Source organism: Rhodococcus sp. NPDC080181, assembly GCF_040702225.1.
Lineage (GTDB): Bacteria > Actinomycetota > Actinomycetes > Mycobacteriales > Mycobacteriaceae > Rhodococcoides > Rhodococcoides fascians.
Map to the genome: position 1 here is coordinate 17,319 of NZ_JBFBKN010000001.1, position 24,821 is coordinate 42,139.

A 24,821-nucleotide genomic window follows, 5' to 3' on the forward strand; every position below is an offset into this window, starting at 1 on the left:
CCCCCGACCAGCGTCACCGACGCTCGCAACCGAAAGAGGTACCGATGGCAGGCAAGAAGGACGACGCTCAGGTCGAGATCTCGAGCGGAGGCAAGCTCGAACGGGCCCTGGTCAACATCCTGGACAACGCCAGCCGCCTACAGGGGCCCGCCGTCGACAAATACGTCGCGCACGTGCGTCGAGCACACCCGTACGACACCCCGGCCCAGATCATCGAACGGCTCGAGAAGCGATTCCTGCTGGCGGTCACCGGCAGCGGATCGGCAGTGGGAGGCGCAGCGGCGGTCCCTGGAATCGGTACGGTCGCATCGCTCGCCGCCGTCGGTGCCGAGACCGCGTTCTTCATCGAGTCGTCCGCTCTGCTGACGCTGTCGGTCGCGTCCGTGCACGGCATTCCCGTCGAGAATCACCAGCAGCGACGCGCGCTGGTGCTCTCGGTGGCACTGGGCGAATCGGGCATGCAGATCGTTCAACGAACAGTGGGCAAGACAGCCAAGAACTGGGGCCCACTCATCACGTCGCGCATCCCGGGCGGCTCGATGGCCAGCATGAACAAATCGCTGGTGAAGAAGTTCGTCACCAAATACCTGGCCAAACGCAGTGCACTGCTGGTCGGCAAGATGCTTCCCGCCGGAATCGGCGCGGCGATCGGCGGCGCGGGCAACCGAGTGGTCGGCAAAGGCGTCATCAAGAACGCCCGTGACGCCTTCGGCCCGCCGCCCGCACGGTTCCCGGAAAATCGCATCATCGAACCGGACGAATGAGAATGCCCGGAATCTTCGAGAGGCTGCTGCGTTGACTTCGAACATGACTTCCACACCTGAACTCGGCAAGTACGGCGTCTGGCGACTGCACTCGGCGTTCACGCCGGAGTTGTCCCGCGCCATCGAGTCCTTCGGCTACGGGACCATCTGGCTCGGCGGATCCCCGCCCGCGGACCTGACGACCACCGAGGAGATCCTCGACGCCACGGACACCATCGTCGTCGCCACCGGCATCGTCAACATCTGGTCCGATGCAGCCGCCGACGTCGCCGCGTCGTATCACCGCATCGAGAGCAAGCACCCCGGACGGTTCGTCCTGGGCATCGGTGCCGGTCACCCCGAGGCCACCCAGGAATACCGGAAGCCGTACGACGCATTGGTGAGCTACCTCGACGACCTCGACGAGGCCGGAGTCCGATGGAGCGTCGGGTCCTCGCCGCGCTCGGCCCCAAGGTGCTCGCGTTGGCCGCGAGCCGTACCGCAGGCGCGCACCCCTATCTGACCACTCCCGAGCACACCCGTGAAGCCCGAGAAGCAGTGGGGCCGAACAAGATTCTCGCTCCCGAGCACAAGGTGGTGCTCGAGACCGATCCGGAGAAGGCACGCGCGATCGGTCGGCCACCGGTGAACAATCCCTACCTGCATCTGCGCAACTACACCAACAATCTGAACCGGCTCGGCTACTCGGACGAGGAAATCGGCGACGGCGGCAGTGACCGACTGATCGACGCGCTCGTCGCACACGGCGATGCCGACGCCATCGCGGCGCGACTCGACGAGCACCTCACCGCCGGCGCGTCGCACGTGACGCTGCACTCGCTGCCCGACGACGCCGACCCGCTCGAGACGTACCGGGAGATCGCTGCGGCGTTGCATCGCTGAAACCGGGGTCATCCCGCCCGTCGGTCCCACCCCGTAACCTCGTGTACCGGTTGCCGCCAAGCAACCGGCACACGAGGTGCACCGACGGCCAGGGGGACACCGCACAGATGACCAGCTACTCGGCTCCGGCGCTGGAAGCGCAGGCTCTGACGAAACAATTCGGTACCGTTCGCGCGGTCTCGGACCTGAGCTTCGTCGTTCCACGCGGAACCGTCACCGGCTTTCTCGGGCCGAACGGCTCCGGCAAATCCACGACACTGCGGATGCTGCTCGGCCTCGTCGCCCCGACTTCGGGCGTCGGCCTCGTCAACGGCGTTCCGTTTCGCACGGCGACCCACCCGGCCCGTACCGTCGGGGCCGTCCTCGACTCGCTGAGTTTGCACCCCAAACGCAGCGCCGAGCACCACCTGAAGATCTACACCGCGGCGATCGGGGTACCCGACAGCCGCGCCCTCGACGTCCTGAACCTCGTCGGTCTGGGCGACGCCGCGCACCGCGCAGCAGGCGGGTTCTCTCTCGGCATGCGTCAGCGACTGACGTTGGCAACAGCTCTACTCGGCGATCCCGAGATCCTCGTACTCGACGAACCCGCGAACGGCCTCGATCCCGAGGGGATCGCCTGGCTTCGAGACTTCCTCAAAGCGTTCGCGGCATCGGGGAGAACCGTCCTGGTATCGAGCCACATCCTGCGCGAGATCGAGCAGACCGTCGACACTCTCGTCATCGTCAGCGCCGGCACCCTGATGTACCAGGGATCCATCGCTCAGCTGCGATCCACCCGCCCGAGCCGCGTGCTCGTCGCTGCGTCCGACCCGGCGAAACTGGCTCTGGCGTTGGCGTCCACAGGACTCACCGACACCCAACTGCTGCCCGACGGCCGCATCGGCGTCGCGGGTGCCGACGCCGCCACCGTCACGCGCATCGCGACCGACACTGGGGTCACGGTCTTCGGCACCACCAGCGAACACGTCGACCTCGAGCAGGTGTTCCTGTCCATGACCGCCGGGCAGTACACCGCAGCACCCGTCCAACCCACTGCATACGGACCGCCTCCGGGATACGGACCACCGCCTGGTTACGGGCCGCCGCCTGGTTACAACCAGGGGTACTCACCGCCGCCACAGAACTACGGACCACCGCAGAACTGGACCGGGGGTTCGCGATGAACGCGCTGTTGACATCAGAGATCCGCAAGGTCACCACACTGAAGTTCTGGTGGGCGCTGGCGATCGCACCGATCGTTGTCGGCGTGTTCGCGTCCGTCATCACCTCGGTGATCGCGAACCAGCTGGGCGAGTTCGAGGAAGATCTTCAGATCGCCGGCGGTGTCGCCTCCATCGGCCTGTACGTCGCCGCCGGTGCCGCCATCCTGTTCGCCGGCATCTTCGGCGCAGTCAACGCCGGAACCGAGTTTCGACACAAGACCATCACCACCAGCTTCCTGACGGCCCGCGGCAGAGACGGCGTCGTTGCCGCCAAACTCATCGTCACCGCCCTGTTCGGCCTGGGGTACGGCCTCGTCGTGCTCCTGGCGAGCCTGGTGTGTCTGCTGATCTTCAGCCAACGAACAATCGTCCTCGACGGCGCTTTCATCGGCGTCGTCGCGTCGTGCCTGCTCGCCGTGGTGCTGTGGTCGCTCATCGGAGCCGGGCTGGGGTTGCTGCTCAAATCCCCGACTTGGGCCGCCATCGTGCTCGTCGCCTGGCTGCCGTTCGGTGAAGGACTGCTGTCCCTGATTCTGTTCGGAGTCGGTTTCGGACCGGTGGCAACCGCGCTGCCGTCGAACCTGACATTGCCGACGATGGCCGCGACACAATTGGACGATGCGGGCGACCTCGCGTCGTGGCCGTGGGCTCCGCTCGGACTTGCCCTGTGGGCCGTGATCCTCACCGGTGGCGGTTGGTTCCTCGCCCGTACCCGGGACATCGACTGACCACCGCATCGGTGGGGATGTTCGCCCGATCCTGCTGTCGGTAGCCGGGTCTACCGTGTGAATCGATGGCACACAGCGAATACGTGAAGGATCGAGCAGCGTCGGGCAGCAATACGGGCAGTACCCGTCTGCTGGAAACCGACCCCGGCTCGTCCGGCGTACCCACCGACTCCCGGCCGACCACCGCGTCGTCGATCACCGCGTCGTCGATCACACGGCGTGGCTGGATCAGACGTCTGCTCGCGCAGTGCATGTTGCACCGGCGGACGGCACTCGGCGCACTGGGCGTGACGATGATCGCCGCGCTCATCGACATCTCGTTTCCGCTGCTGACGCGCCTCGCGATCGACGACGCCAGCGCAGGCAAGAACGACGTGATCGCCGGAGTCGCGATAGCCATCGCACTGCTGGGTGCTCTCCGGTTCGCCTGCCAGTTCGGTCGGCGCATGCTCGCCGGGCGCCTGTCGATCGATGTCCAACACGATCTGCGGATGGACCTGCTGGCGTCGCTGCAGCGACTCGACGGTCGCAAGCAGGACGAAATCCGAACCGGCCAGGTCGTGTCGAGATCGATCACCGACCTGCAGTTGGTGCAGGGTCTGCTCGCCATGGTGCCGCTGTCGGCCGGGGCAATTCTGCAGTTCGTCCTGGCCCTGGTCGTGATGGCCTACCTCTCACCGCTGCTCACCCTTGTCGCGGTCGTCATCGTTCCCGCGGTCAGCGTCGTCGTCTACCGGATGCGACCCACCCTCTTCGCTGCCACCTGGTCAGCACAACAGCGCGCCGCCGATCTGGCCCAGCACGTGGAGGAGACCGTCACCGGAGTCCGGGTGGTCAAGGGCTTCGGGCAGGAAGCGCGTGCGGTGGATCGCATCGAAGCTCTCGGGCGCAGGCTGTTCGCCGAACGTATGCGCTCGGCCCGCATCAATTCACGGTTCGCACCGACCATGGCAACCATTCCTCAGCTCGGACTGGTCGGCGTCATCGCTCTCGGCGGCTGGTTGGCACTGCACGGCCACATCACCATCGGCACCTTCCTCGCCTTCGCCACCTACGTGGCCACGCTGTCGGCCGTCACCCGAACCGTGTCGTCGGTGGTGATCATGGCGCAGCTCTCCCGCGCGGCCGTCGAGCGCGTCTACGAGGTGGTCGACACCGAGCCGACCGCACCGGAACCGGCGCACCCCATCGCACTGCCCGACGGCCCCCTCGGCGTCCACCTCACCGGCGTCACGTTCGGATTCGAGGCAGAGCGCAACGTTCTCAGCGGCCTCGACCTGAGCATCGCCCCCGGGGAGACGGTGGCCGTCGTGGGACAAGCGGGCTCGGGAAAGACCGCGCTCTCCCTGCTGCTCCCCCGCTTCTATCGCCCTACTCGCGGCCGGATCGCGGTGACCTCCGGGGACACGTCCATCGACATCGACGACCTGGATTCCGCGTCACTGCGCGAAGCGGTGTCGTTGGTCTTCGACGAGCCGTTTCTGTTCTCCGACACCATCGCCGCCAACATCGCGCTCGGCAGGCCCGAGGCAAGCGCGGAGGAGATCGAACACGCGGCTCGGCTGGCTCAGGCCTCGACCTTCATCGACGCTCTGCCCGAGGGCTACGACAGTCTCGTCGGCGAACGCGGCCTCACCCTCTCTGGCGGGCAACGCCAACGCATCGCCCTGGCTCGCGCCCTGTTGGTCGAGCCGCGGATTCTCGTCCTCGACGACGCCACCTCCGCCGTCGACGCCGAGACCGAGGCCGCCATCTTCGACGCATTGCGCGGCGTGCGTACCCGGGCGACCCTCGTCCTCGCACACCGCCGATCGACGCTGACGTTGGCCGACCGAGTAGCCGTCCTCGACGGTGGACACATCATCGACACCGGCACAGTCGACGAACTCGACGAGCGCTGCCCACTGTTCCGCGCTCTCCTCGCGGGCGGAGACGAGAACGAACACAGCGACGCCGCACCGGAACCGCGCACGGAACCGTCGGCGGCGATGCTCTGGCCGGACGATGCTCTGGAAGCCGCATCGAACCCCGGTGGCGCGATGCCGCCCGCAGGTGCCGGAGGCGGAGGCACCCACGGCGCAGCGATGGCCGGCGCATTCGGCTCGTTGGCACCGACGCAGGCCATCTCCGACGCGGTGGCAGCCCTGCCACCGGCAACGGAGGAACCAGGCGGATCGGGACAACAGTTGCGTCGACCAGACCCGGAATTCCGGCTCTCACGACTGCTGAGTCCTGTCCGGCTGCTGCTGGCAGGTGTCGTGGTGCTGCTGGCGCTGGACTCGATCGCCTCGATCGCCTTTCCCTCACTCGTCCGGTACGCGGTGGACAGCGGCGTGGCCCGCGGGGACTCCGACACCCTGTGGATCGCAACATCGATAGGCGTCGCCCTGGCTGCTGCCAGCTGGTTCGTGGTCTGCGCGACGACCGTGCTCACCGCACGAGCCGGCGAGCGGGTGCTGTTCGGATTGCGAGTACGCAGCTACGCGCACATTCAGAGACTCGGGCTGGACTACTACGAGCGCGAGCTGTCCGGGCGCATCATGACGCGAATGACCACCGACGTCGATGCGCTGTCGTCGTTCATCCAGACCGGCGCGTCCACGGCCGTGGTCAGCGTGCTGACCGTCGTCGGCATCGCGATCGCACTGCTCGTCACGGATACGACACTCGGGCTGGTGGCCCTGGCGGTCGTGCCGCCACTCGCCGTTGCAACCGTCGTCTTCCGACGCATCTCCTCGGCTGCGTACTCGACCTCGCGCGAACGCATCTCCATCGTCAACGCCGATTTCCAGGAGAACGTCACCGGACTGCGCGCAGCGCAGGCATACCGACGTGAGGAGTACGCAGCCTCTCGCTTCGCCGAACGCAGCAACCGCTACCGAGCGAGCCGCATGCGATCGCAGACCGCGATCTCGGTGTTCTTCCCGTTCATCACACTGCTCTCGGATGTCGCGCTGGCCGTCGTCGTCTTCGTCGGTGCGCATCAGATCGCCACGGGCACCGCCACCGCGGGCACCCTGGTGGCGTTCGTGTTGTACCTCGGACTCCTCTTCGGCCCGATCCAGCAACTCTCGCAAGTATTCGACGGCTACCAGCAGGCCCGCGTCGGCGTCGGCCGAATCGGAGACCTTCTACGCACGACGAGTTCGATCGAAACAGCGACAGCGACCGGGTCCGGTGCAGTCGTCGGCGATCGCCTGCACGCCGACATCGACCTCGTCGACGTCAGCTTTCGGTATGCCGGAGCTCACTCCGACGCGCTCAGTGAGGTATCTCTCAGCATCCCGGCCGGCACCACCGTCGCATTGGTCGGTCGCACCGGAGCAGGCAAATCCACCGTCGTGAAGCTGCTCGCTCGGTTCTACGACCCGACCTCGGGATCGGTACGCGTGGGTGGCCACGACCTTCGCGACTACCGGTTGTCCGACTACCGCCACCGGCTGGGCGTCGTACCGCAGGAAGCCCACCTGTTCACCGGAACCATCGCGTCGAACATCGCGTACGGCAGGCCCGACGCCAGCAGGGCCGACATCGAGAACGCGGCACGCTCGGTCGGGGCCCTCGACACCATCGCTGCACTTCGCGGCGGTATGCAGCAACCTGTCGGCGAACGCGGCCAAGGGTTGTCGGCCGGCCAACGACAGCTCATTGCGCTGGCCCGCGCCGAACTGGTGGATCCCGATCTACTCCTGCTCGACGAAGCGACCGCGACCCTCGATCCGGCCACCGAACGCAAGGTCCTCGAAGCCAGCAACGCCGTTGCGCGAACCCGCACCGCTGTGGTCGTCGCGCACCGATTGGCCACCGCCGCACGAGCGGATTTGATCGTGGTCGTCGACGGTGGTCGTATCGTGGAAGTCGGACGACATTCCGAACTTCGCAAACGGGACGGCTTCTACGCCACATTGTGGGCTGCAGCCGAAACGAACCGGGGGAATAATTCGATAGTCAACGGGGTCATCGACAACGAGGCCGATGGTTACCGGTGAGTACATATCACAGCTACGTCCCGGACGCACGCGATCTCGACCGGAGGTCTAGCCTGGAGTCGTACGCGCGCTGATCGGGAACGAAGACAGAAACGAGGCGAACTACTGCCGTGAGCAGCAGCTCTACTACCCAATTCGGACAAAATCAATGGCTGGTCGACGAGATGTACCAGCGGTTCAAGCAGGACCCGTCCTCCGTCGACGCGAGCTGGCACGAGTTCCTCACCGATTACGACCCCGAAGCCGTGATCGACGAGAACCCCATCTCCAACGGTAAGTCCGGTTCCAACGGCTCGGCCTCGAACGGCAGCTCGGCCAAGTCCGCTCCTCCCGCAGCACCCGCGCCTCCTGCGAAGCCCGCCGCCTCGGCCGCGAAGACCGAAGCTCCCAAGAAGACCGAAGCCCCCGCGAAGGCCGCAGCTCCCAAGGCTGCTGAATCCAAGCCTGCTCCGGCGAAGTCGGCCCCGGCCAAGCCGGCCGAGAAGAAGGCAGCCCCGGCCAAGCCCGCCGCTGCCGAATTCGGTGAAGAGTCGAGCAAGATTCTGCGCGGCGCAGCTGCAGCGGTTGCCAAGAACATGTCCGCTTCGCTGCAGATTCCGACAGCTACCAGCGTGCGAGCCATCCCGGCCAAGCTCATGGTCGACAATCGCCTCGTCATCAACAACCACCTCGCGCGTACCCGCGGCGGCAAGATCTCGTTCACGCACCTGCTCGGCTACGCCATCGTGCAGGCCGTCAAGGCGTTCCCGAACATGAACCGCCACTTCGCCGAGGTCGACGGCAAGCCCAATGCCGTCACTCCGGCGTCGATCAACCTCGGTCTGGCGATCGACCTTCCCGGCAAGGACGGCAACCGTTCCCTCGTCGTCGCGGCCATCAAGAACACGCAGGACTTCACGTTCACGCAGTTCTACAACGCGTACGAGGACATCGTCCGGCGTGCCCGCGACGGCAAGCTCACCGGCGAGGACTTCCAGGGCGTCACGATCTCGCTGACCAACCCCGGCGGAATCGGCACCGTCCACTCCGTCCCGCGCCTGATGAACGGCCAGGGTGCCATCATCGGTGCCGGTGCCATGGAGTACCCGGCGGAATTCCAGGGTGCCAGCGACGAGCGTCTCGCCGAGTTCGGCGTCGGCAAGCTCATGACGCTGACCTCGACGTACGACCACCGCATCATTCAGGGTGCGGAGTCGGGCGACTTCCTCAAGACGATCCACAATCTGCTGATCAGCGACGAGTTCTACGACGAGCTGTTCCACTCGCTCAAGATCCCGTACGAGCCGATCCGCTGGCGCAAGGATCTGCCCGAGGGCACCGTCGACAAGAACACCCGCGTGCTCGAGCTCATCGCGGCGTACCGCAACCGCGGTCACCTGATGGCCGACACCGACCCGTTGCAGTTCACCAAGGACAAGTTCCGGATGCATCCGGACCTCGACGTGATCAGTCACGACCTGACGCTGTGGGACCTCGACCGCGAGTTCAAGGTCGGCGGATTCCACGGCAAGGACAAGATGAAGCTGCGCGACGTGCTCAGCGTCCTGCGCGACTCGTACTGCCGCCACGTCGGCGTCGAGTACACCCACATCCTCGAGACCGAGCAGGTCTCGTGGCTGCAGGAACGCGTCGAAGCCAAGCACGTCAAACCAACTGTGGCGCAACAGAAGTACATCCTCAGCAAGCTCAACGCAGCCGAGGCCTTCGAGACGTTCCTGCAGACCAAGTACGTCGGACAGAAGCGCTTCTCGCTCGAAGGTGCCGAGTCGGTCATCCCGATGATGGACTCCGTCATCGACCAGAGCGCCGAGTACGCCCTCGACGAGGTCGTCATCGGCATGCCGCACCGCGGTCGTCTGAACGTGCTGGCCAACATCGTCGGCAAGCCGTACTCGAAGATCTTCACCGAGTTCGAGGGCAACATGAACCCGGCTGCCGCACACGGCTCCGGTGACGTGAAATACCACCTCGGCGCCGAGGGCACGTACATCCAGATGTTCGGCGACAACGACATCAAGGTCTCGCTCACGGCGAACCCGTCGCACCTCGAAGCCGTCGACCCCGTTCTCGAAGGCCTCGTCCGGGCCAAGCAGGACCTCCTGGACAAGGGCACCGGCCAGGGCGGTTACTCCGTGCTGCCGCTGATGCTGCACGGCGACGCGGCCTTCGCAGGCCAGGGCGTCGTCGCGGAAACGCTGAACCTGTCCGATCTGCGTGGCTACCGCACCGGCGGAACCGTGCACATCGTCGTCAACAACCAGGTCGGCTTCACCACCTCGCCTGAGTTCTCGCGCTCGTCCGAGTACTGCACCGACGTGGCCAAGATGATCGCCGCGCCGATCTTCCACGTCAACGGCGACGACCCCGAGGCATGTGCCTGGGTGGCTCAGCTGGCAGTGGACTTCCGTCAGAAGTTCCACAAGGACGTCGTCATCGACATGATCTGCTACCGCCGTCGCGGACACAACGAGGGCGACGACCCCTCGATGACCCAGCCGGCGATGTACGACGTGATCGACACCAAGCGCAGCGTCCGCAAGAGCTACACCGAATCGCTCATCGGCCGTGGCGACATCTCGCTCAAGGAAGCCGAGGACGCGCTCCGCGACTACCAGGGTCAGCTCGAACGCGTCTTCAACGAGGTACGCGAACTCGAGAAGTACACCCCGGAGCCCAGCGAATCGGTCGAACTCGACCAGCAGTTGCCGACCAAGCTCACCACCGCCGTCGACAAGGCCGTCCTGCACCGCATCGGTGATGCGCACCTCGACATCCCCGAGGGATTCAACGTGCACCCCCGCGTCAAGCCGGTGCTCGAGAAGCGTCGGGAAATGGCGTACGAGGGCAAGGTCGACTGGGCCTTCGGCGAACTGCTCGCACTCGGCTCGCTCGTGGACGAGGGACGCAACATTCGTTTCTCGGGCCAGGACACCCGCCGCGGCACGTTCACGCAGCGGCACTCGGTGATCATCGACCGCAAGACCGGTTCCGAGTACACGCCGCTGCAGAACATCGGCAGCGACAACCCCGGCAAGTTCATGGTCTACGACTCCGCACTGAGCGAGTTCGCGGCCGTCGGCTTCGAGTACGGCTACTCCGTGGGCAACCCGGACGCGCTGGTGATGTGGGAAGCGCAGTTCGGCGACTTCGTCAACGGTGCCCAGTCCATCATCGACGAGTTCATCTCGTCCGGTGAAGCCAAGTGGGGACAGCTCTCCGACGTCGTGCTGCTGCTCCCGCACGGCCACGAGGGTCAGGGCCCGGACCACACGTCCGGACGCATCGAACGCTTCCTGACGCTGTGCGCCGAAGGATCGATGACCGTCGCACTCCCCTCGACCCCCGCGAACTACTTCCACCTGCTGCGTAGGCATGCGCGTGACGGAATCCGTCGCCCGCTGATCGTCTTCACCCCGAAGTCGATGCTGCGCAACAAGGCAGCAGTGAGCAACATCGAGGACTTCACCGACGGCAAGTTCCACTCGGTGTTCGACGAGCCCACCTACGACACCGGCACCGGCGACCGCAGCAAGGTCAAGCGCGTGCTGATGGTCAGCGGCAAGCTCTACTACGAGCTCCTCGCTCGCAAGCAGAAGGACAACCGCGACGACGTCGCCATCGTCCGAATCGAGCAGCTCTACCCCGTGCCGACGCGTCGAATCCGGGAAGCACTCGAGAGCTACCCGAACGCAACGGAATTCCGCTGGGTTCAAGAAGAGCCTGCGAACCAGGGTGCCTGGCCGTTCTTCGGTCTCGCACTGCCCGAACTCATGCCCGAAAAGCTGGTCGGCATCAAGCGCATCTCCCGTCGCGCCATGTCCGCACCGTCCTCGGGATCGAGCAAGGTGCACGCCGTCGAGCAACTCGAAATCATCGACGAGGCCTTCAACAAGGTCGGCGAAGACTAGAATCTCCGACAGCGACAAGCGGCCCACTCCTTCGGGAGTGGGCCGCTTTCGTCGTTTCTGTGCGCACCCGGGTTGGGATCAATGTGGGATTCAGTCGGTCAGACTGCAACAAAGCCGCATTCATTCGGCTGTGGCCTCGGCCGCACTTCGGATGAATGCGGGATTCAGTCGGTCAGACTGCAACAAAGGGACATTGATCCCAACCGGGGAGGACCTGCAACCGGGGAGGACGTCCAACCGGGGGGACCCACACTGGGGCGGGGCTCAGGCGTCGGCGTCGGCTCCCAGCAGCGCGGAGATCATGCCCGGGGCCAGGGCGACAGCAGGTAGGGCGTTGACGTTCAGGTCGATCAACTCGTCGCGAGTGATCTGTGGATTTCTGAGCCAGGTGATGGTGGCTTCTTCGACGAAGGCGATCCACCCGCGGACGGCGAGGTCGATGGTGGGGGTGACATCGACGTCGAGTTGAGCGAGTTGGACGAGAGTGCGATCGGCCATGGTGGTGCGGGTCTGCTCGAACACCTCGCGCATCTGGGGGTCTCCGCTTGCCGTGCCGCGGAGCAGGGAGATGAAGGTGTCGCGTTTCTCGCTGACGTAATCGACGTAGTTGGCGATGGAGTCGCGCAGAATCTCGAAGGGTTCGAGGTCGGGGTCGGGTGCAGTCCGTTCGATCATCGACCGCGACGCCTCGCGGACTATTTCGAGGTGAAAGTCCTGCTTGGACGCGAAGTAGTGGAACAGTAGACCTCGGGAGACTCCGGCCTGATCGGCGATGTCCTCGACGGAGATCTGTTCGAGTGGCCGATCGGCGAGCATCTCGGTGCCGAGCTCGATCAGCTGCGCTCGTCGTTGCTGCGGACTGAGTCTGGTCCTTTTCGTCGTCGATACTCCAGCGCGGTTCACATCCGCCATGCAATCATCCTATTGAATAGTAGTCAATAACTATTGACTCACACTCAGTAAGCTTCTAGTCTGCTCTACATGAGTCTCCCCGTAACAGATACTTCGGACCGCGCAACGTCGCCGCGTCACGTCGATACGCTGATCATCGGCAGTGGTTTCGCCGGGCTCGGAGCGGCGATCAAGCTGACCAAGGCAGGCAAGAAGAACTTCGTCGTCGTCGAACGCGGCCACGATGTGGGCGGTACCTGGCGCGACAACACCTACCCCGGTGCAGCCTGCGACGTGCCCTCGCATCTGTACTCGTACTCGTTCGCGCTGAACCCGGAGTGGACTCGTTCGTTCTCCACCCAGCCCGAGATCCAGAAGTACATCGCCGGAGTTGCGCGCAAGTACGGCGTCATGGACAAGCACGTCTTCGGCACGGACGTGACGTCGGCGCGATGGAACGCCTCCACCAGCCGCTGGGACGTCGAGACGACCACCGGCAACTACACCGCCAAGATCGTCGTCTCGGCCGTCGGCGCACTGTGTGAGCCGAACCTGCCCGATATAAAGGGAATTCACGACTTCGAGGGCGACGTCTTCCACTCCGCTCAGTGGAACCACGACGTCTCGCTCGCCGGCAAGCGCGTCGCCGTCATCGGGACCGGCGCATCGGCGATCCAGATCGTTCCCGCCATCGCAGGCCAGGTCGAGCACCTCGACGTCTACCAGCGCACCGCGCCGTGGATCCTCCCTCGCGCCGATCGCCCGTACACCAAGCTCGAGCGCTTCGCCTTCAAGCACGTGCCCGGCTTCCAGCGCCTCGCCCGCGCCGGCATCTACGCGATGCGCGAGACCCAGGTCGTCGGGCTGGCGAAGAACCCCGCGTTCATGAAGCCGCTGCAGTGGGCGTCGGAGAATCATCTGCGCACGCAGATCAAGGACAAGGCGCTGCGCGCGAAGGTGACCCCGAACTTCCGCATCGGCTGCAAGCGCATGTTGATCTCCAACGCGTACTACCCGGCTCTCGCGCAGAGCAACGTCGACCTCGTGACCGACGGCATCGCCGAGATCCGCACGGGATCGATCGTCACCAAGGACGGCACCGAGCGCCCGATCGACGCACTCGTCGTCGCCACCGGCTTCCACGTCACCGATTCGCCTGCTTACCAAGCCATCGTCGGCAAGGACGGCCGAACGCTGGCGCAGACGTTCGACGACGGCGGACAGCAGGGCTACAAGGGCGCTGCGGTGGCGAACTTCCCGAACATGTTCTTCCTCGTCGGCCCCAACACCGGCCTCGGGCACACCTCGATGGTCTTCATGATCGAGTCGCAGATCAACTACCTGGTCGACGCCTTGAACACCATCGACAAGCACGACATCGGGACCATCGAAGTGCGCAAGGATGTGCAGGACGAGTACAACGTGACCCTGCAGGACCAGCTCGCCAAGAGCGTCTGGATGAACGGCGGCTGCGCCAGCTGGTATCTGGACAAGCACGGAAACAACACCACCCTGTGGCCCGGGTTCACGTTCGAGTTCCGTCGTCAGACCAAGCATTTCGATCTCGATGCGTACCGTAGCGTCGCAACCGCAGATCTGACCCCCGCGTCGGCGAGCACGGCCGCCGGCAACAACACAGACAAGGTGTCCGCACGATGAGCACATTCACAGGCAAGGTAGCCGTCGTCACCGGCGCGGGTTCGGGAATCGGCCGGGCCCTGGCCCTCGAGCTGGCCGGACGCGGAGCCAAGCTCGCACTGTCCGACGTCGACACTGCCGGACTCGACGAGACGGTGCGCCGCGTCGAAGCACTCGGAGCCGAAGTGAAGTCCGATTTCCTCGACGTCTCGCAGCGCGAGACCGTGCTGGACTATGCCGAGGCCGTCGTCGCGCATTTCGGCAAGGTCAACCAGATCTACAACAACGCGGGCATCGCCTACCACGGTGACGTGGAGAAGTCCTCGTTCAAGGACATCGAGCGCATCGTCGACGTCGATTTCTGGGGTGTCGTCAACGGCACCAAGGCATTTCTGCCGCACATCAAGGCCTCCGGCGACGGCCACATCGTCAACATCTCCAGCCTGTTCGGCCTGCTAGCGATGCCGTCCCAGTCCGCGTACAACGCTGCGAAGTTCGCCGTCCGCGGATTCAGCGAGTCGCTGCGCATGGAGATGTTGATCGCGAAGGCTCCGGTGAAGGTGACCGTGGTGCACCCCGGCGGCATCAAGACTGCCATCGCCCGCAACGCCACCGTCGCCGAGAATTTCGACCAGGCCGACGTGGCGAAGTTCTTCGACAGCAAGTTGGCGAAGACCACCCCGATCGACGCGGCCAAGACCATTCTCAAGGGCGTCGAGAAGGGCAGGGGCCGCGTGCTCATCGGTTCCGACGCCATCGCGCTCGATCTGCTGCAACGCATCACCGGCTCGCGGTACCAGGGTCTGATCGCTGCGGTGTCCAAGCGTGCCATGCCACGGTCGAAGAAGTAGGCGGGTCGCGTCGTGAAAGCCTTCTACGTTCCACTGCCGATCGTTGCGGCGGCGCTCAAGCCCTTCTACCGCCTCGCGCTGAATCCGCGTCTGTCCTTCCGGGCGCAGCGGGCGGTCCTCGAGGCCGCGGCTCCCGTGCAGACGCTCCCACACGGGACCGTCGCGCAGAAACTGACGCTTGCGGGCAGGCGGGCCGAGCGCATCACCGTCGGAGCCACCGAACGCGACACCGCCATCCTGTACCTCCACGGGGGCGCGTTCACGATCGGTTCGATCAACACCCACCGATCGCTCGCCGCCCATCTGGCCCGAGAGTCGGCCAGCGCGGTGTACGTGCTCGATTACCGCCTCGCCCCGGAGAACCCGTACCCGGCCGCGCTCGACGACGCCGTGGCGGCGTTCCGAGAACTCGTGCGTTCGCACGGCTTCACCCTGGATCGCATCGCCATCGCCGGTGATTCGGCCGGCGGCGGACTGACCGTCGCGACGGCGAGACGGCTGGTGGACGACGGCGCGAGGCCGGCAGCACTCGGATTGATCTCACCGTGGGTCGATCCGGGCGCACGCGACGCGGTCAAGCCGCGCGACCTGGTGGTCAACACCGGGTGGTCGAACTCCTCGGCCGACGCATATCTCGGGGCGGGCGACCCCCTGGATCAAGGCTTCGCGCCGCTCCAGGGCAACCTCGACGAGCTGCCTCCGGTCGTCATGCACGTCGGGACGGACGAGGTGCTCTATCCGCAGATCACCGCGTTCGCGGACAAGCTGCGCCTGTCCGGCGTCGAACTCGAGTACATCGAGTACAAGAAGCTCTGGCACGTGGCGCATCTGCAGGCGTCGATCCTGCGGGAAGCAGCCGAAGCCGTCCAGCACATGGGTTCCTATCTGGGCCGCAAGCTCAGAGCAGAGCAGAAGTCCGACGTGTCAGAGGCTGTGCTCGCCGAGCCAGCGGCCGGCGACATCGCCTGACGCAGCACCCCCGCGGACCTCGCCGATCATGTCGGCGAGGTCCGCTGTCGTCAGCTCCCCCGCCACCACCGAGAACGACTTCACCGCACTCTCGTCCAGCACACCGGTGCGGTACAGCGGAACGACGTTCTGCGCTGGATACACATGATCGTCGTCGGGCAGAGTCGTCAGATCCTTGGCCAGCGGACCGAACGACGCCGTCCGAATCGCGAGAGCATCCACCGCACCGGAATTCAGGTCGTCGACGGCGAACTGCGCATCCGGGTAGACCATGAACTCGGAGAAACGGGCCCGGGTGAAGCTGGGACTGCCCACACCCTCCATCCTCACGTCCATCGGATCGACCTCCCCCTCGACCGTCCCGACTGTCACGTCGTCACGACGAAGAAATTCTGTGACTGTCGTGCCCTCGTCCGAGGTCGCGTCTGGAGCGAGAGCAATGGCCAACCGATCCTCGGCGGTTGCGTAGTCTCCCACCGACAGTCCGGCGGGCAGCGATCGGTTCAGTTCGGTGAACACGTCCTCCGCTTCGGTTGCCCCGGCCAGGGTGTCGAAGGTGCGCAACAGGTCCCCGGTCAGGTCGGGGATCATCGATACCTCGCCGCGGTCCAGCGCCGCGAGGTACGCCGTCCGATCCCCCAGGTTCTCGGCGACGGAGACCTCGGCTCCCGTCGACCGGAGTCCTCCTGCGTAGATCTGTGCGAGCAACCGGGAGAGGTCGGAATTCCCGGCTCCGACGACGACGGGCACGTGCCCGGGTTCGGCCCGGTCGGCCGCACTGCACCCACCGACGGAACCTGCAATAGTGACCGCGAGGGCCGCTGCCAGAATCGACGAACGCACTCTCATTTTCTCCTGTTCACTGCCCGTGGGGTTTACCGATCCCGACCGCGGGGCACAGATGCGAACGAGAGGGTAGTCGAACCAACCTTATGGGCACGGCGACGTCGACTACCATCCCGAGCAGCCCGAGTCCTGGTTCGGCGGTGTCCCCGGTGATCGGGCGGCACCTGTCGGAGTTGGGGCTTCGTCTGTGCCCGAACCGATGGAAGGACACCATGACCACCTCCCGAATCACGCGCGCGTTCTCCGCCCCGAAGGCAGTGGCGGCCGTTGCCGCGCTCGCCCTGTCGGTCACCGCACTGACCGCCTGCGGCGGAAATTCGGATCCGCTCTCGAGCGGAGGCGGCGAGAGCAACGACGACACGAACTCGATCATCGTCGGCTCGGCCAACTTCCCGGAGTCCGAAACCGTCGCGAACATCTACGCAGAAGCATTGCGCGCCAACGGTTTCGAGGTGAGCACCAAGCTCAACATCGGTAGCCGCGAGGCGTACATTCCCGCCGTCCGCGACGGCTCGATCGACCTGATTCCCGATTACACGGGCAACCTGCTCCAGTACTTGGACGAATCTGCCACGGCCACCTCGTCCGAGGACGTGCTGGCGGCACTGCCCGCTGCACTCGGCGACGACCTCTCGGTGACGGCCCAGGCACCCGGCGAGGACAAGGATGCCGTCGTCGTCACCCGCGCGACCGCAACCGAGCGCAATCTGAAGACCGTCGGGGATCTCGCACCGTTCTCCTCGGAGGTGACGTTCGCAGGCACGCCGGAATTCCAGGAGCGCGTCGGCGGACTGCCGGGCCTAAAAGCGAAGTACGGCCTGGACATCTCCCCCGGTAACTACGTGCCCATCTCCGACGGCGGCGGACCGGCCACGGTCGAGGCACTCGTGTCGGGCCAGGTCGTCGCGGCGGACATCTTCACCACCTCGCCGGCCATCGCGCAGAACGATCTCGTGGTTCTCGAAGACCCGGAGAACAATTTCGCCGCTCAGAACGTCATCCCGGTGCTGCGGACGTCCAAGCAGTCCGACAAGCTCACTCAGGTCCTCGACGCCGTCTCGGCGCAGATCACCACCGAAGAGCTCATCGCACTGAACACCTCGGTGTCCGGCGACCAGAAGGTCGAACCGGCTGCGGCGGCAACGGCGTGGGTCAAGGACAAGGGTCTGGACCAGCCGGTCAGCTGATGATCACCTTCGAGAACATCACCAAGACGTACCCGGACGGCACCACGGCAGTCGACTCGTTGGACCTGGTGATCCAGCCACACTCGTTCACCGTGTTCGTGGGGCCGTCCGGCTGCGGCAAGACGACGTCGATGCGCATGATCAACCGGATGATCGCTCCCACCTCAGGCGTCATCACGGTCGACGGCCGCAACATCGCCGACACCGACGCGGTGAAACTGCGCCGGGGAATCGGCTACGTCATCCAGAGTGCCGGGCTGCTGCCCCATCGTTCCGTCGTCGACAATGTTGCGACGGTTCCGGTCCTCAACGGTCAGTCCCGGCGCGCTGCCCGTAAGGCGGCGCTCGAGGTACTGGAACGAGTGGGCCTGGATCCGGCTCTCGCGTCCCGCTACCCGGCACAGCTGTCCGGCGGGCAGCAACAGCGCGTCGGGGTGGCCCGTGCGCTCGCCGCGGACCCACCGATTCTGTTGATGGACGAACCCTTCAGCGCCGTCGATCCGGTGGTGCGTGAGGATCTGCAGGCCGAGATGCTCAGGCTGCAGGCCGATCTGAAGAAGACGATCGTGTTCGTCACGCACGACATCGACGAGGCCGTGCGGCTGGGCGACCACATCGCGGTCTTCGGACCGCAGGGTCGTCTGCAGCAATACGACAAGCCCGAGACCGTGCTCGCGGCACCGGCGACGTCGTTCGTGGCGTCGTTCGTCGGCCGCGACCGCGGCTACCGAGGCCTGTCTTTCCGCTCGGCGCAGTCGGTGACGATGCATCCGATCCATACCGCGACCGAGGACGAGATGAGCACCCTGCGACTCGACCAGGGGCAGTGGGTTCTGGTCGTGGACTCCCAGCGTCGTCCCCTCGGCTGGATCGACGCCACCGGCGTCGAGAAGGTACGCGGCGGCGGCAGCCTGGACGAGAGCACCGCGGCCGGTGGGTCGCTGTTCCTCGAGGGCGGCGATCTACGGCAGGCGCTCGACTCGGCGATCTCGTCTCCGTCGGGAATCGGCGTCGCCGTCGATTCGACCGGTGCCGCCGTGGGCAGCGTCGACGGTGCGGAGATTCTCGAAAACCTGGCCGTACAGCGCAAGTCGGAGGACGAGGAGCGCAATCGCCACCACTTCGGCGCGACCGGGAACGACGCACAGTGACCTGGCTGTTCGACAACTTCGGCGTCGTACTCGGGTACACGAAGACACATCTGTATCTGTCGCTCGTGCCCCTGCTCATCGGACTGCTCATCGCGGTTCCGGTCGGCACCCTGATTCGCAACACGCGGTGGGTCCGCCGAATCACGTTGACGGTGGCCAGCATTGCGTTCACGTTGCCGTCACTGGCACTGTTCGTCACCATTCCTGCGGTCGTGGGACTGCCTGTGCTCGATCCGCTGAACGTGGTGATCGCACTGACGGTGTACTCCACGGCTCTGCTCGTTCGCGCGGTTCCGGAGGCACTCGATTCGGTTCCGTTCGCCGTCGTCGATTCGGCTCAGGCCATGGGCTTTTCGTCGTTACGACGTGCGGTGACCGTCGAGCTCCCCCTGTCCTTGCCGGTGCTCATCGCCAATATTCGAGTTGTCACGGTCACCAACATCTCGTTGGTCTCGGTGGGTTCGGTGATCGGTATCGGTGGTCTCGGCCAGCTGTTCACCCAGGGCTACCAACGTGACTATCCCGATCAGATCTTCGCCGGCATCATCTCGATCGTGTTCTTGGCGTTGATCTTCGACGCCGCCCTGTACCTGGTGGGCCGTCGACTCACGCCGTGGACCCGGCAGGGCAGCTCGTCGACGAGGAAGGCGCGCGCATGAATCTGTTCTCCGAAGCGTTCTCGTACATCCTCGACGGTGCCAACTGGGCCGGGCCGACGGGAATCGGCGCTCGACTGCTCGAGCACATGTGGTATTCGCTGTTGGCCGTTGTGCTTTCGGCCGCTGTCGCGATTCCCATCGGACTGATCATCGGTCACCTGCGCCGCGGCGAAGCGGTGGTCGTCGGACTGGTCAACGCTCTGCGCTCACTGCCGACTCTGGGTGTGTTGGTGTTCCTGGTCCTGGTGATCGGATTGGGTCTGATCCCGCCGATCATCGCGCTGGTCCTGCTCGGGATACCGCCGCTGCTGGCGGGCACCTACTCGGGAATAGCCAACGTCGACGCCCACGTGGTCGACGCCGCCCGTGCAATGGGGATGACCGAATCACAGGTGCTGCTGCGGGTAGAGATCCCCAATGCACTGCCACTGATCCTCGGCGGACTACGGAACACCACCCTGCAGATCATCGCCACCGCGACCGTTGCGGCCTACGTCAACCTGGGCGGGCTCGGTCGCTACATCTTCGACGGTCTCGCGCTCTACGACTACGGCCGGGTTCTTGTCGGGGCGATCCTCGTCGCGCTGCTCACACTCGTCGTCGACGGCCTTCTCGCCCTTGCGGTGTGGACGTCGGTGCCGGGAACCGGTCGCCTCCGGCGCATGCCGACCGGACTGGCAAAAGTCTGACGACGACTCATACGAACGAAAAGCACCCCGAACCACCGGCCCGGATAGGGCGGGGTTCGGGGTGTTTTTCTGTTTTCCTACGCGACGCCCTCGGCTCGCGCTGCTGCCGCAACTGCGTCCGCAACGGCCGGGGCGACGCGAGGATCGAGCGGGCTCGGGACGATTCTGTCCGCGGCCAACTCGTCGCCGAGAACCGAGAGGATTGCCTCGGCAGCGGCGAGCTTCATGCCTTCGGTGATGCGGCGTGCGCCGGCGTCGAGCGCGCCCTTGAACACACCGGGGAAGGCCAGAACGTTGTTGATCTGATTGGGGAAATCGCTGCGTCCGGTCGCGACGATGGCCGCGTACTTCCTGGCCACCTCGGGGTGGATCTCCGGATCCGGGTTCGAGAGCGCGAACACGATGGACTCGGGGGCCATCGAGGCGATGACGTTCTCGTCCACCTTGCCTGCGGACAGTCCGAGGAACACGTCGGCTCCGGCCAGCGCATCGCCCGGTCCCCCGCTCAGTCCACGAGGGTTGGTTCGCGCAGCGAGGTCGGCCTTGACGCCGGTGAGGTCACCGCGATCGGCCGAGACGACGCCCTTGGAGTCGAGGACCACGACGTCGGAGATGCCGGCGGCGAGCAGCATGTTCGCGCACGCAACGCCTGCAGCGCCTGCGCCCGAGACGACCACTCGGAGCCCGGCCAGGTCCCGGCCCTGTACCCGTGCAGCACCCGTCAGCGCCGCAAGGACGACGATGGCCGTGCCGTGTTGGTCGTCGTGCATCACGGGGCAGTCCAGTGCCTCGACGACGCGTCGTTCCACCTCGAAACACCGCGGGGCGGAGATGTCTTCGAGGTTGACGGCTCCGAAACTGTGTCGCATCCGCACGATCGTCTCGACGATCTCGTCGACATCGTGGGTATCGAGCACGATCGGGATGGAATCGAGGCCGGCGAACTTCTTGAACAGCGCCGCCTTGCCCTCCATCACCGGCAACGACGCGCGCGGACCGATATCGCCCAGGCCGAGCACCGCGGAACCGTCGGAGATGACGGCGACCAGCCGGTCGGTCCAGGTGTAGCGCTTGGCCAGTGCCGGGTCGGCGGCGATGGCACGGCTGACCTGGGCCACTCCCGGGGTGTAGGCGATCGAGAGATCGCGCTGGGTCTCGAGCGGCGCGGCCAACTGGACCGAAAGCTTGCCGCCGAGATGCCCGGCGAAGATCTCGTCGTCGGTGATCGCGGCCGCAACTGCCGATGGTGTTCCTGTGGTGTCTTCGACTGCCGTCACGGTGAAAGCTCCTCGCACTGTCGGCCTCGACGAGGCAACACGTGTCTACGAAGTGATTGATGCTCGAAAGGGTCGCGGACTACCGGAGGGCGCCAGTACTGGCTGCCGACTGCCGAAAAGCGTGTCTCGCACGTGCGGCGGGTGTGCCTGCACAGTCAACGATGGGCTGTAGCCGCATCGCTGCAACGGCCCAAGTGTGCCATACCGCCCACCGAACTGACCATAGAGTCAGAAACCAGCGTGAACTACTGCCACCATTGGGTCCACAGGACGAGACCGGTGACCACGAAGACCACGATCGCTCCGAGGAAGGCGGCGAATCCGCGTCGATGATCGGCAATGCGCTGCGCGACGATGGCGACGACAGCGGCAACGATGTGCACGGTGACCGACAGCGCGCCCGGTCCCGGGTAGCCGCGGGACTGACCGAGATATTGGGTGACGCCGACGCCGATCGCCAGCACCACCAGTCCGGCGGTGACGATGCCGCTGAGACCGCGCAGGAAGCGCAGCCCTGCACCCGCTCCGGCCCCGCTCATGCTCCGGCCACGAATCCGCGGACGGAGTCCGCGATCAACTGCACCGCGATGGCGGCGAGCAACAGGCCTGCGATGCGTGCCAGCAGCGAGATGCCGCCCTCGCCGAGCAGCCGGATAAGGACGGTGGAGAAGCGCAGAATCACGAAGAACAGGACGTGAATCGTGATGATGCCCAAGGCGATTGCGAGCAACGAGCTCGCGTTGCCGTCGGCCTGACTGACGTAGACGATCACCGCGGCGATGGCTCCGGGGCCCGCCATCAACGGCGTTCCCAGCGGCACGAGTGCGACGTTGACGTCCTCGGCCGCCGCGTCGCCGCCCGCGCCCTTACCGGTGAGCAACGACAGCGCGATGAGCAGGAGCAGAAGTCCACCCGCGCCCTGCAGTGCCGGAATGCCGATGTGCAGGTAGCTCAGAATGGCCTGGCCGCCGATCGCGAACACCGAGATGACGGTGAGCGAGACCGCGGGTGCCTGCCATGCGGCCTTGTTGCGCACTTCCTTGCTCTTGCGTCCCACCAGGGACAGGAACACCGGAATCGCGCCCGGTGGATCCATGATCACAAACAGCGTGATCAGAACCGTCAGGTACAGCGTCACGTCGAAGTTCATGACCGGGCCGCCGCGATCAGTCGGTCGTACTGCTCCGGGTCAGTGGTGTACTCGCCCAGCTTCACGGTCTTGTTGGTGCCGTGATAATCCGAGGACCCGGTGACGATGAGGTCCAACTCCGCGGCCAACTCGGCCATCACCACGGTGTCCTCCGGCGAGTGGTCCATGTGGTGGACTTCCACACCGCCGAGCCCGAGCGGGGTGAGTTCTCGGATGTGGTCCAGATCCAGGATGCGTCCGCGCTTGCGGGCCCGGGCATGCGCGAGCACGCTGACGCCGCCTGCGGCGGCGATCATCTCGACGGCGACGTCGAGTGGAGTGTCGACCTTGCCCACGTAATACTTGCCACCCGTTGCCAGCGGACCGGCGAACGCCGCGTCCATGTCCGAGACGTAGCCGGCCTCGATCAGAGCCTGGCCCAGATGGGGACGACCGGCGGCCTCCCCGGCCGAGGCGAGAACCGCGTCGGGATCGATGGGCAGGCCGTCCGCGGCCATGTTCTCGGCGATGGCCCGCAGCCGGGTCACCCGCTCACCGCGCAGTCGTGCACGCTCGGCGGCGAATGCCTCGTTCTCGGGGTCGAACAGGTACGCCAGCAGGTGCACCGGGACGGGCGTGCCGTCCTCCCCACGACCGGTGCACGACAGTTCCATGCCGCGCACGAGCGTCAGGCCGGCGGGCGATGCGGCAGCGGCCTCGTCCCATCCCGCCGTGGTGTCGTGATCGGTGAGCGCCACCACCGACAGGCCCGCTGCCGACGCAGCGCGAACCAGCTCGGCCGGGCTGTCGGTACCGTCGGACGCTGTCGAGTGGGTGTGGAGATCGATGAGCACCAGAACAGTGTCCCAGGCGTACCGCCGTGATGTTCCGGGCCCACTGTTCTGTCGTTTTCCTGGCGTACGATTGCCCGCCATGCCGTCCCTTCCACCGCGTCCCTCACTGCCCTCGCTGCACCGACGAGGAAACAAGGCCGTTCCCGATTCGAGTCCACGAATACCGGTGCCGACGGCGCGCGCCATCGTCGACTGCGCTGTCTACGTCGACGGCTCCCGGCTACCCGGCCGGTTCACTCACACTTCCGCGATCGCCGAAGTACGAGCCCGCGGCGAGGGGTTCGTCTGGGTGGGCCTGCATGCGCCGGACGACCGTCAGATGAACGCGATCGCTCAGTGTTACGACCTGCACGAGTTGATGGTCGAGGACACCGTGCACGCGCATCAGCGGCCCAAGCTGGAGCGATACGACGACGTCGCATTCCTCGTCCTGCGCACAGTCAAGTACGTCGAACACGAGTCGGTGACGACGGCGAACGAGATCGTCGAGAGCGGCGAGATCATGGTGATGGTCGGTCGAGATTTCGTCATCACCGTCCGACACGGCGAACACTCCGGATTGGCCGGCGTGCGCCAGCGCCTCGAGGACAATCCGGAGCAGCTCGCACTCGGCCCGTCGGCGGTGCTGCACGCGGTTGCCGACCACGTCGTCGACGAGTACCTGGCCGTCACCGACTCGATCGAGAGGGACGTCGACGGCATGGAGGAGGAGGTGTTCTCTCCGCATCATCACGTGCCGATCGAGAACATCTATCTGCTCAAGCGGGAGGTCGTGGAACTGCGCCGGTCGGTGACCCCACTGTCGACGCCTCTCGCACGGCTGGTCCAGGAGCCCAGTGTTCCGAAATCCGTCCGGCGGTACCTGCGCGACGTGCAGGACCATCACACCACTGTCGCCGAACGTATCTCCGAATACGACGAGGTACTCAGCTCGCTCGTCGACGCCGCCCTGGCTCGGGTGACGATGCAGCAGAACCTCGACATGCGCAAGATCTCGTCCTGGGTGGCGATCGCGGCGGTGCCGACCATGGTGGCCGGCATCTACGGCATGAACTTCGACAACATGCCCGAGCTGCACTGGACCTATGGGTATCACACGATCGTCGCGATCGTCGCCTGCGTGTGCGTCGGTCTGTGGCGAACGTTCCACAAGAACAACTGGCTGTAGATCCTGCGCCGGAGATCTACAGCCAGGGACGAACTC

The 24,821-nt window shown here is 65.5% G+C and carries 19 protein-coding genes and 1 pseudogene; 14 read left to right on the top strand and 6 right to left on the bottom strand.

The window, feature by feature from the left end; translation table 11 throughout:
• Positions 1–44 precede the first annotated feature (44 nt).
• The 6 genes and pseudogenes from AB0O58_RS00085 (at position 45) to AB0O58_RS00110 (ending at position 11,476) form a co-directional block, all read left to right on the top strand.
• Entirely contained in the window at positions 45–764 is a 720-nt protein-coding gene (locus tag AB0O58_RS00085) for a hypothetical protein (protein WP_032365401.1), read from the top strand.
• A 43-nt stretch (positions 765–807) separates the two neighbouring features.
• Positions 808–1,646, top strand: a pseudogene (locus AB0O58_RS00090) (LLM class F420-dependent oxidoreductase).
• Between the two features lie 107 nt (positions 1,647–1,753).
• On the top strand, positions 1,754–2,812 hold the full coding sequence (locus tag AB0O58_RS00095) for an ATP-binding cassette domain-containing protein (protein WP_366237705.1): 1,059 nt from the start codon (positions 1,754–1,756) through the stop codon (positions 2,810–2,812).
• 8 nt (positions 2,813–2,820) lie between these two features.
• Entirely contained in the window at positions 2,821–3,579 is a 759-nt protein-coding gene (locus AB0O58_RS00100) for a hypothetical protein (protein ID WP_230591922.1), read from the top strand.
• Positions 3,580–3,830: 251 nt separating this feature from the next.
• The gene (locus tag AB0O58_RS00105) at positions 3,831–7,568 is read left to right on the top strand and encodes an ABC transporter ATP-binding protein (RefSeq protein ID WP_366237787.1); all 3,738 of its coding nucleotides are present in this window, start codon (positions 3,831–3,833) and stop codon (positions 7,566–7,568) included.
• A gap of 110 nt (positions 7,569–7,678) precedes the next feature.
• A complete protein-coding gene (locus tag AB0O58_RS00110; protein WP_222063377.1) occupies positions 7,679–11,476 on the top strand; it encodes a multifunctional oxoglutarate decarboxylase/oxoglutarate dehydrogenase thiamine pyrophosphate-binding subunit/dihydrolipoyllysine-residue succinyltransferase subunit in 3,798 nt (1,265 codons plus the stop codon).
• A 264-nt stretch (positions 11,477–11,740) separates the two neighbouring features.
• On the opposite strand, the gene AB0O58_RS00115 is transcribed toward AB0O58_RS00110, so the two are convergent.
• Positions 11,741–12,388, bottom strand: coding sequence for a TetR/AcrR family transcriptional regulator (locus AB0O58_RS00115; protein WP_032371667.1), 648 nt, complete (start codon positions 12,386–12,388; stop codon positions 11,741–11,743).
• A gap of 69 nt (positions 12,389–12,457) precedes the next feature.
• On the opposite strand from AB0O58_RS00115, the gene AB0O58_RS00120 reads away from it, so the two are divergent.
• Genes AB0O58_RS00120 through AB0O58_RS00130 form a run of 3 tightly spaced genes read left to right on the top strand, consistent with a single transcriptional unit; the run spans position 12,458 to position 15,825 of the window.
• Positions 12,458–14,026: an NAD(P)/FAD-dependent oxidoreductase gene (locus AB0O58_RS00120; protein ID WP_283541941.1), complete on the top strand. Its 1,569-nt coding sequence runs from the start codon at positions 12,458–12,460 to the stop codon at positions 14,024–14,026.
• On the top strand, positions 14,023–14,856 hold the full coding sequence (locus tag AB0O58_RS00125) for an SDR family NAD(P)-dependent oxidoreductase (protein WP_032365394.1): 834 nt from the start codon (positions 14,023–14,025) through the stop codon (positions 14,854–14,856). Before AB0O58_RS00120 ends, AB0O58_RS00125 begins: the two co-directional genes overlap by 4 nt.
• A 12-nt stretch (positions 14,857–14,868) precedes the next feature.
• Positions 14,869–15,825 carry an alpha/beta hydrolase gene (locus tag AB0O58_RS00130; protein WP_032386323.1) on the top strand — a complete coding sequence of 319 codons (957 nt, stop codon included), beginning with the start codon at positions 14,869–14,871 and terminating at the stop codon, positions 15,823–15,825.
• On the opposite strand, the gene AB0O58_RS00135 is transcribed toward AB0O58_RS00130, so the two are convergent.
• The gene (locus tag AB0O58_RS00135) at positions 15,781–16,674 is read right to left on the bottom strand and encodes a glycine betaine ABC transporter substrate-binding protein (protein WP_032386322.1); all 894 of its coding nucleotides are present in this window, start codon (positions 16,672–16,674) and stop codon (positions 15,781–15,783) included. The two genes, AB0O58_RS00130 and AB0O58_RS00135, sit on opposite strands and share 45 nt — an antisense overlap.
• A gap of 209 nt (positions 16,675–16,883) precedes the next feature.
• On the opposite strand from AB0O58_RS00135, the gene AB0O58_RS00140 reads away from it, so the two are divergent.
• The 4 genes from AB0O58_RS00140 to AB0O58_RS00155 are packed head-to-tail and all read left to right on the top strand — an operon-like array spanning position 16,884 to position 20,357.
• On the top strand, positions 16,884–17,858 hold the full coding sequence (locus AB0O58_RS00140; protein WP_032365502.1) for an ABC transporter substrate-binding protein: 975 nt from the start codon (positions 16,884–16,886) through the stop codon (positions 17,856–17,858).
• Positions 17,858–19,009 (top strand): ATP-binding cassette domain-containing protein, encoded by a 1,152-nt coding sequence (locus tag AB0O58_RS00145; protein WP_283541939.1) that lies wholly within the window; start codon positions 17,858–17,860, stop codon positions 19,007–19,009. The genes AB0O58_RS00140 and AB0O58_RS00145 overlap by 1 nt, the downstream gene beginning before the upstream one ends.
• Positions 19,006–19,668 (top strand): ABC transporter permease, encoded by a 663-nt coding sequence (locus tag AB0O58_RS00150; protein WP_032365390.1) that lies wholly within the window; start codon positions 19,006–19,008, stop codon positions 19,666–19,668. Before AB0O58_RS00145 ends, AB0O58_RS00150 begins: the two co-directional genes overlap by 4 nt.
• Positions 19,665–20,357, top strand: a complete 693-nt coding sequence (locus tag AB0O58_RS00155) for an ABC transporter permease (protein WP_027498027.1) — start codon at positions 19,665–19,667, stop codon at positions 20,355–20,357. Before AB0O58_RS00150 ends, AB0O58_RS00155 begins: the two co-directional genes overlap by 4 nt.
• A gap of 77 nt (positions 20,358–20,434) precedes the next feature.
• Here the strand turns inward: AB0O58_RS00155 and AB0O58_RS00160 are convergent, their stop codons facing one another.
• The 4 genes from AB0O58_RS00160 to AB0O58_RS00175 form a co-directional block, all read right to left on the bottom strand.
• Positions 20,435–21,634, bottom strand: coding sequence for an NADP-dependent malic enzyme (locus AB0O58_RS00160; protein WP_032375496.1), 1,200 nt, complete (start codon positions 21,632–21,634; stop codon positions 20,435–20,437).
• Between the two features lie 245 nt (positions 21,635–21,879).
• Positions 21,880–22,173, bottom strand: a complete 294-nt coding sequence (locus tag AB0O58_RS00165) for a hypothetical protein (protein ID WP_045840758.1) — start codon at positions 22,171–22,173, stop codon at positions 21,880–21,882.
• Positions 22,170–22,784, bottom strand: a complete 615-nt coding sequence (locus AB0O58_RS00170; protein WP_027498030.1) for a MarC family protein — start codon at positions 22,782–22,784, stop codon at positions 22,170–22,172. Before AB0O58_RS00170 ends, AB0O58_RS00165 begins: the two co-directional genes overlap by 4 nt.
• Positions 22,781–23,617 carry a PHP domain-containing protein gene (locus tag AB0O58_RS00175; RefSeq protein WP_027498031.1) on the bottom strand — a complete coding sequence of 279 codons (837 nt, stop codon included), beginning with the start codon at positions 23,615–23,617 and terminating at the stop codon, positions 22,781–22,783. Before AB0O58_RS00175 ends, AB0O58_RS00170 begins: the two co-directional genes overlap by 4 nt.
• A 79-nt stretch (positions 23,618–23,696) precedes the next feature.
• Between AB0O58_RS00175 and AB0O58_RS00180 the strand changes: the two genes are divergently transcribed.
• Entirely contained in the window at positions 23,697–24,785 is a 1,089-nt protein-coding gene (locus AB0O58_RS00180) for a magnesium and cobalt transport protein CorA (RefSeq protein WP_027498032.1), read from the top strand.
• The last annotated feature ends 36 nt before the right edge of the window (positions 24,786–24,821 follow it).